This is a genomic window from Paraclostridium benzoelyticum, from assembly GCF_001006285.1.
GTDB lineage: Bacteria > Bacillota > Clostridia > Peptostreptococcales > Peptostreptococcaceae > Paraclostridium > Paraclostridium benzoelyticum.
Genome location: NZ_LBBT01000108.1, coordinates 21,368 through 29,935, shown reverse-complemented (window position 1 = coordinate 29,935; position 8,568 = coordinate 21,368). Strand labels below are relative to the sequence as shown.

The following is an 8,568-nucleotide window of genomic DNA, read 5'->3' as shown; positions in this document are numbered from 1 at the left end:
AAACTAAGTGTAGATATAATATTGTTTATATAGTATTATATCTATACATAGTTAATTAATTATATAAAGAAAGATGAATAAATATAATCTTTTAAAATTGGATGTAATTGTGTTTATTCAAGTTTTTTTATATGGTTTATATAGATATTTATATTTTATATAAACTTCCATATAGATATTATTGGTTCTAAGTAAAATTTATTATTAAAAATATTATTTTAGACATTCGGATTTAATAAAACAACAAATTTAAAATGTATAAGTTAATCGGAAATAACTTAATAAAAATAGGAGTTTATATGAATCTAAAAAAAATGAATAAAATTAAAGTAATTCCATTAGGTGGATTAGGGGAAATAGGAAAAAACATCACAGCAATAGAATATGGTGATGAAATTATAGTAATAGACTGTGGATTAGCATTTCCAAGCGCTGAAATGCATGGAGTAGATTTTTTAATACCAGATATAAGTTATTTAAAACAGAATCATAAAAAAGTAAAGGCAATTGTACTGACTCATGGACATGAAGATCATATTGGAGCTATTCCTTATGTATTAAAGCATATAAATGTTCCTATATATGGAACTAAGTTTACTTTAAAACTAGTAAAAAGCAGATTAGAAGAGCGAAATATAGTTTCAGATTGTATTTTAAATGAAGTAAAAGTAGGAGAGATGGTTGTTACAAATAATTTTAGTGTTGAATTTATTAGAACATGTCACAGTATAGCAGATGCTTGCGCATTAGCTATAACTACACCAGAAGGAGTTATTGTTCACACTGGCGATTTTAAAATTGACCATACTCCAGTAGATGGAGAATTAATTAACCTTAATAGATTAGCTGAACTAGGTAGTCAAGGTGTTTTACTAATGATGGCTGATAGTACAAATGTTGAAAGAGATGGATTCACTATATCTGAAAAAGAAATAGGAAAAAATCTAGATATGTTATTTTCAAAGGCGAATGGAAGAGTTATTGTAGCGTCTTTTGCATCTAACATACATAGAATTCAACAAATTATAAATGCATCAGTACTATATAATAGAAAGATTGTATTTAGCGGAAGAAGTATGGAAAGAGTATCTAAGATAGCTATAGAATCAGGATATTTAGATGTAGCTGAAGATTCTATTATAAATATACATGATATTAAAAACTTCAATGAAAGTGAAATAACTATAATAACTACAGGATCTCAAGGAGAGCCAATGTCAGCACTTTCAAGAATAGCAAATGCTGAACACAAACATATAAAAATAAAAGAAAATGATTTTATAATTATTTCAGCATCTCCAATTCCAGGTAATGAGAGAGCAACATCAAAACTTATAGATAAGTTGTTAAATGCTGGTGCTGAAGTTATTTATAACGAAATAGAAGAAGTTCATGTTTCTGGACATGCGTGTAAAGAAGAATTAAAACTAATCCATAGATTAGTTAAACCAAAGTTTTTCATGCCTGTTCATGGAGAATATAGACATTTAGTAGAACACAAGCTACTAGCTCAAGAGTTAGGTATGCAACCTGAAAATATATTTTTAATGGAAACTGGTAGAGTACTTGAGTTAACTTCAAATAGCGGAGAAGTGCTAGGAAAAGTTAACTGTGGATCGGTAATTGTAGATGGTAAAGGAGTAGGAGATGTAGGAAATATAGTTCTTGCAGATAGAGAAAGATTAGGTAGTGATGGGGTTATAACTGTTGTTGTTACGATTGATTCAAGTGAATTTAAACTACTGGCAGGTCCTGATATTTTAACAAGAGGATTTGTTTATGTAAGAGAATCTGAAGCGTTAATAAAAGAGTTGAGAAAAGTAGCTAAAATTGAAATAGAAAATTGCTTAGATAATAATATTAAAGATTGGAATACAATTAAATTTAATATAAAATCAGCTTTAGGAAAAAATATATATAATAAGGTGAAAAGAACACCTACTATTTTACCTGTTATTATGGAAATATAGCAAAAAAACTAGGAGCAAGTTAGTTAAACTTATTACTCCTAGTTTTTTTTAGTATTTAGATATTAATGACCTATGCTATCTAAACATTCAATTTTATCGTGCTTTCCGATTTGTTCAATGATTTCTTTGCACTTTGTACTCATTCCAACTAAATTTACATTATTATCATTTTTTCTAAACCTAAAAACTAATTTATCAATACAGTCAACTGCTGATTCATCCCATATTCTAACATTAGATAAATCTATATTTATAGTTTTAGATTTTTCTTCAAAACTAAAATGATTTATAAAACTTGTCGTTGAACTGAAGAATAACTGCCCGCTTACCTTATACTCTACAACATTTGACTTTTCAAATTTTTCTACATGAACTTCAGATATTTTAGAAGCAAAGAATAAAGCGCTTAATATAACTCCAACTATAACTCCAAATGCTAAGTTATGAGTGAATAGCACAACAACTACTGTTGAAATCATAACTATAGAATCTGTCTTAGGAACTATTTTAAGTCTTTTTAGAGACTCCCAATCAAATGTTGAAATTGATACAACAATCATAACTGATATTAATGCAGCTATCGGGATTATTACAACAAATTTATTTAATAATATTATTAAAATCATTAAAAATAAGCCTGCAACAAAAGTCGATAATCTACCTCTACCTCCTGATTTGAAGTTTATAATAGATTGACCTATCATAGCACACCCAGCCATTCCTCCAAATAATCCTGACACTACATTCGCAACACCTTGTCCCATACATTCTCTATTTTTATTACTTTTTGTATGAGTTAAATCATCTAATAGCTGAGCAGTTAATAAAGATTCAACAAGTCCAACTATTGATAGAGAGATTGAATATGGAAGTATTATTTTTAGAGTTTCCAAACTAACTGGTACATTTGGAATTAAAAATTTAGGTAATGTTGAAGATATATTTCCGATATCTCCTATTGTTGTTGTTTTTATTCCTAACACACTAGCCAATACGGTCACTGCTATTATGGCTATTAATGGCGATGGTATTGTTTTATTAATTTTAGGGAATAGATATATAACTAAAAGTCCTATAGCAACTAATGCATATATCCATATAGATTCACCTTGGAAATAAGGTAATTGAGCTTTGAATATTAGAATTGCCAATGCATTTACAAAACCAATCATAACTGGTCTAGGTATAAACTTTAATAAGTTCCCGATCTTTAAGTAACCTAATATTAATTGTATAATTCCTGTTAAGATTGTTGCCGCTAACATATATTCTATGCCATAATCTTTTACAAGGTTTACCAGTAATAATGCCATCGCACCTGTTGCTGCTGATATCATACCCTGTCTTCCACCGAAAAATGCAGTAATCATAGCTATACAAAATGATGCATATAATCCCATCATAGGATTAACTCCTGCTATTATAGAAAATCCTATTGCCTCTGGAATTAATGCAATAGCTACTACCATACCCGAGAGTATGTCTTGTTTTGTGTTTCCAAACCATTCTTTTTTTATTTCGTTCATTTTTTACCTCCTATTAATTTATGTTTTATGTAAATTAACAACAATCAAAACTTATATAAAATATAAATTATAGAGATATATCAGAACTTGTATTATAAGATATAAATCAAAAAAAGTCAATTTGTATCGTAATAATGAGCATATTTAAATGATACTTTAGATATACATCTAAACAGTTAAAAGGTATGGAAGGAACAATTATAATACTATAATAGCAATAAAGTTATTTAAAAGAAGTTCTACTAAAAATAATTCTAAAATACTTGAAAAGACTTATAATATTTGATTTAAAATTTCACTAGATAATAATATTAAAATTAAAAACATAAAAATAGAAGAGCCATGAAAGGTTCTCCTACTTTTTATGTTTAAAGATTATTTTTAAAGTATGTAATTAGACTACATCATATTAAAGAAGTATTCAAATCCAACGTAAATTGCAGCCAATCCTACTAGACCATATATTATTCTACTAAAGCTACTTATATGTCCAAATTCTCCACTACCTGCAAATAAAGCAGCAACTAAGTCAAATTTAAATAAGCTAACTAGCCCCCAATTTAGAGCTCCAACTAAAACTAGAATTATACAAATATTATAAATAATTTCCATGTAATAAAGCCTCCTAAAAAATATTAATTTATATATAGTTTTAGTCATAAATTATAAATATATTCAATGAATTAGTATATTTCTACTTTTATCATCAGAGCAAGAAGCTTCAACAGAATTATTTGATATAAAATCAATTTCTATAATTACAGCAGGCATTTTACTATGTTTTAAAACTGAGAATTTTTTAGACATCTTAACACCACGATTTGGAGTATTAAGTTTATTAGAAAGATTTGAAGATAAATTAGTAGCTAATTTACAGATTTTATTATTAGTATCGTATATCCAAGTCTCAGAACCTTTTGCAGATTTGTTTTCAGAACAGTTCATATGAATACTTACAAAGTAATCACAGTTTTCATTATTAGCTTCAGTAGTACGATAAGATAAAGAATAAAACTTATCTTCTTCACGAGTAGTAACTACTTTTTCAAAAGCTTCTTCAATGATAGATTTAACTATCATACCTATTTTTAAAACCATATCACTTTCTTTTTTACCATTGGAACTAACAGCTCCTGAGTCTTTACCTCCATGACCAAAATCTAAATACCATTTCATATATGTACCTCCTAAAAGTTATTATTCAGGTAAGATTAGCATAGGAAGTTTTAAGTAGGAAAATAAAGTATTTGAAGAATAGAGTTTAAACATATGTAGTAAAAATATAGAGCAAATAAATTAATTTACATAAATAAAAAACGAGAGTATTAAAAATACCCTCGTTAGCAAACTAATTAGAGTTGGCAGGGCGGCGTATCCTGCATCTCTGGTAACTATCTAAAAGATAGCGTGTTGGGAGCCATTTCCAACCTCAAATCTAATTAATTTATATAAACTATTATAATTTATAACTAGCAAAACAGCTATAAAAATATAGTTCTTAAACTACTGAATTTTACAAACATCGGCAAGATAAAAATGTATAATATATTGTGCTGTTTATATTTAAATAAGCGAAATAGAATTAAATCGAAGCAAGAAAGGTAAAAGCATGAAATTAAGAAAAAGAGTTTTAACATTAGTAGTAGTACTTAGCATAGGGTTAATTGGTTGCTCAAAAGAGGAATCAACTACATCTAGTCAATTGGAGGATACAAATTTAGAATTAGCTGAGAGTAATGATAATGAAACAGAAAAAGAGTACACTAGCTATGAATCTTATGATAATTCAGAAGATGAACAAATTACTGATGAACAATCTTCATTAAGTAGCAATAATGATACAAATACAACAGTATCATCTAGAAACAATAGTAGTAACTATGATAAAGGCGATAACGAGCATATAGGAGAGTATGTATATATAACAAATGGAAATAGTTATTATCACACTATACCTAATTGTAAGTACTTAGAAGGAGCGAGTACATCTTATGTAAAACTTACATCAGATATGAGAAAATTTGAGTGCAACTGTTGGGAAAATCCAGTTGAGTATAACCCACCATCAAGCTCGAGCAATGAGGGTAGTTCTAATGAAACATCTTCATCTAGTGGGAAAACTGTATATATAGCTAAAGGAAATAGCTATTATCACAATTCATCTAGTTGTAAGTTTTTAAATGGAGCAAGTGCTTATGGAGTAGACTTAAATGATGTTGGAGGTAAGCATGCTTGTAACTGTGTAAAGTATTAAATCAAAATACATGACACTAAATTAATTTTTAAGATTGTGAAATTAAATAAGAATGTAAATAGTAGTTTATTTTTAATATATTTGTAGTATAATATAAGTATTAACATGTAAAAAAAGAAACTATAGTCTAGTGGAATAGAGTGTGGTTTCTATGTATTAAATAGAATAACTAATTCTTTCTATTGTGATCACATTTATCACAATAGCTACCACTCTTTCTATTGCCAGTAGAAGAGTGGTTTTTTAATGTATCGTATAAATAACAAGTCAGTATACCAATTATTATGGTATCTGAATTGTGTAATAACAATTTAAAAATTTCCATACCATTCACCTCCTTTCATTAGAAAGTAGGTATTTATCTGTATAGAAATCCACCACTCTTAAACTATAGTTTCTCAGAACCTAATTATACCATATTTTAAAACTGCATTATATAAAAACATAGTATATAAATCACGATAAGAGTTAATAATCCTTATACAAGAAATAATAAGGAGTGATATAATGAGTTCATTTGAAGGTTTATATACATTTGCAGATGTAGCTAGTATGTATAATATAGATCAATCTACATTAAGACATAATGTTGGAAGTAGATTTGTTGATGGAGAAGATGTTAAAAAATTAGGTAAAACTTGGATAGTTAGAGAAGAAGCTTTAGTAAGAGAATTTGGGTTTATTCCAGAAAATAATGAAGAAGCGCCTAATGTAAGAAAAAAGACAGGAAGAAAAAGTGCATTTGATAAATGTAGAGAAGCTTACTTAAACGGTGAGATTAAATAGTAATGTTAGATATAATCTCTTGCAGACATGATTCTTAAATTTTATAAAAATATAAAGGCAAGAATACACACGATAAAGCATGTGTGTATTCTTGCCTTTGTTTATTAATTACTTTTTATAATTCAAGTAAACACTTTCTATATATTTAATTAAGTTTTCATTTCCATTTTCACTATCTAATTTTTTCTTTATATTGATTGAACTTGATATATACTTGGGGTTATCCAGTTCTATGAAAGATTCTGCTAATGAATTTACAGTAAGAGTATTTTCATTTAAAGGTTTACTTATATATCCCAATACATATAATCTATTGGCCCAAAATGGTTGGTCTACAGAAAAGGGCATTATTAACTGGGGTTTACCAGACTTCAATGCACTAGCCATAGTTCCAACTCCACCATGATGCATTATTCCTTTTGATAATGGAAATAGCAAGTTGTGTGGGGCATAGGGTACTGCCAATATATTTTCTTCATCTTTAAAACTCATTCCACTAATTCCAGTTAAAATAATGGCTTTATTATTACTTTTATCTAAAGCTTTAAGCAAAATATCTTTAAATTTATCTGGATTTTTTAGAGGCATACTGCTAAATGAGATTACTATTGGCTTACTACCTTTTGATATAAATTCCTCAATCTTCTCATCTAGTTTTTCTTCATTACTTTCTAAGAAAACAAATCCAGGCAAATACACTTTATTTTCCCAAGTTTTTATATCTTCAAATAAATATTTACTTAAAGGGTAAACAATTGGAATAGGTTTCTTATTAATATCATAAGCGTATATTCCGCTTTTACGCTTAGGCAAATTTAACACATTTTTTCTAAAATCATTTATTTCTTTTATATTAGAAGCATCAGCATATTTAAAAGGAATATAAGTTAACTTATTTATTTTTTTACCTAAATTACCTTGTGAGGATACTACTAAGTTAGGAAATTCTTCTATAGGATATATAAAAGGTACAGGGGACATACATATACAAGGAATATTTAGCTTTAGAGATATATCCTGTGCAGCAAAAGACTTAGGATGATATATTATTATGTCTGCATCTTTAGCACACTTATAGAATTGATCCATAGTTTTTCTGTATGATGGGTTTACTTTTTCTTTAGCGTATTTCAAAGATTTTAGTATATGTTTTTTCCTATTGTTAAATATATCTTGACCTTCTTTTGTTTGTAGTAGGGCCATTAAGTCCAAGTCAGCTTTAGCAAATTCTATGTTATTATCTTCAATAAATGACTTAAAACTTTCACCAGTACAAATTACTACTTCATGATTATATTTTAAGGCTTCAACTCCAAGGGCTACATAAGGTTGTACATCACCACGACTTCCTAATGTAAAGATTGCAATTTTCATATTATCCTCCTTATTTATACACAGCTTCTTTAAGTAAAGAAGTCCAAAGTTTGTACTTTTCCATTATTTCATCAATTTCTATATTTTGATTCATTTTTAATTTGTTTTGTAAATATCCATCTAACATTAGAGATAGCATTTCTATAACTTTGTGTATATCTTCTTCATTTTTGAATTTACTTGTATCTATATTCTCTAGATAATCATAAATATCAAAGTTATCATAAGAAGTAACTTTATTTTTCACTATATCTATTACTCTCTCGTCACTTGAGCAATAGGCAACTACAATAAAGTTTAATATATGAGGATATTTTTCTAGAAGCTTATATTTTTGTTCAATTATATATTCTAAAACTTCAAAAAAGTCTTCAGTTTTTCTACATATGTCTATATCGATATTTGATGATATCATTTTCTGAGAATACTCAAATAAATAGGTGAAATAACTTAATTTATTTTTAAAGTAGTAAAAAAGTAAGCCCTTTGATATGCCTGCTTTACTAGTTATTAAATCTGTAGATGCTTTTTGAAATCCATAAATACTAAAAACTTCAATGCCAGAATTTATAATAGCAAGTCTTTTATCTTCATTTAATTTATTAAATAGTTCAGTCACATTTATCACCTCTATTATTGACCAATTTGGTTAATAACT

At 27.6% G+C, this 8,568-nt stretch carries 8 protein-coding genes; 3 read left to right on the top strand and 5 right to left on the bottom strand.

Annotated elements, in window-relative coordinates; translation table 11 throughout:
* Nucleotides 1–299: 299 nt before the first annotated feature.
* Entirely contained in the window at nucleotides 300–1,970 is a 1,671-nt protein-coding gene (locus VN21_RS04755) for a ribonuclease J (protein WP_046822287.1), read from the top strand.
* Between the two features lie 62 nt (nucleotides 1,971–2,032).
* Here the strand turns inward: VN21_RS04755 and VN21_RS04750 are convergent, their stop codons facing one another.
* From VN21_RS04750 to VN21_RS04740, 3 genes are all read right to left on the bottom strand, one after another.
* On the bottom strand, nucleotides 2,033–3,496 hold the full coding sequence (locus VN21_RS04750; RefSeq protein ID WP_046822286.1) for a SulP family inorganic anion transporter: 1,464 nt from the start codon (nucleotides 3,494–3,496) through the stop codon (nucleotides 2,033–2,035).
* Nucleotides 3,497–3,895: 399 nt separating this feature from the next.
* Nucleotides 3,896–4,108: a DUF378 domain-containing protein gene (locus tag VN21_RS04745; protein WP_046822285.1), complete on the bottom strand. Its 213-nt coding sequence runs from the start codon at nucleotides 4,106–4,108 to the stop codon at nucleotides 3,896–3,898.
* Between the two features lie 63 nt (nucleotides 4,109–4,171).
* Nucleotides 4,172–4,672 carry an N-acetylmuramoyl-L-alanine amidase gene (locus tag VN21_RS04740; RefSeq protein WP_046822284.1) on the bottom strand — a complete coding sequence of 167 codons (501 nt, stop codon included), beginning with the start codon at nucleotides 4,670–4,672 and terminating at the stop codon, nucleotides 4,172–4,174.
* A gap of 433 nt (nucleotides 4,673–5,105) precedes the next feature.
* On the opposite strand from VN21_RS04740, the gene VN21_RS04735 reads away from it, so the two are divergent.
* Together VN21_RS04735 and VN21_RS04730 are read left to right on the top strand one after the other, a co-directional pair.
* The gene (locus VN21_RS04735) at nucleotides 5,106–5,750 is read left to right on the top strand and encodes a hypothetical protein (protein WP_046822283.1); all 645 of its coding nucleotides are present in this window, start codon (nucleotides 5,106–5,108) and stop codon (nucleotides 5,748–5,750) included.
* A 507-nt stretch (nucleotides 5,751–6,257) separates the two neighbouring features.
* Entirely contained in the window at nucleotides 6,258–6,536 is a 279-nt protein-coding gene (locus VN21_RS04730; RefSeq protein WP_046822282.1) for a hypothetical protein, read from the top strand.
* Between the two features lie 108 nt (nucleotides 6,537–6,644).
* On the opposite strand, the gene VN21_RS04725 is transcribed toward VN21_RS04730, so the two are convergent.
* Nucleotides 6,645–7,910 carry a glycosyltransferase gene (locus tag VN21_RS04725; protein WP_046822281.1) on the bottom strand — a complete coding sequence of 422 codons (1,266 nt, stop codon included), beginning with the start codon at nucleotides 7,908–7,910 and terminating at the stop codon, nucleotides 6,645–6,647.
* A gap of 10 nt (nucleotides 7,911–7,920) precedes the next feature.
* Nucleotides 7,921–8,529, bottom strand: coding sequence for a TetR/AcrR family transcriptional regulator (locus VN21_RS04720; RefSeq protein ID WP_046822280.1), 609 nt, complete (start codon nucleotides 8,527–8,529; stop codon nucleotides 7,921–7,923).
* Nucleotides 8,530–8,568 lie beyond the last annotated feature (39 nt).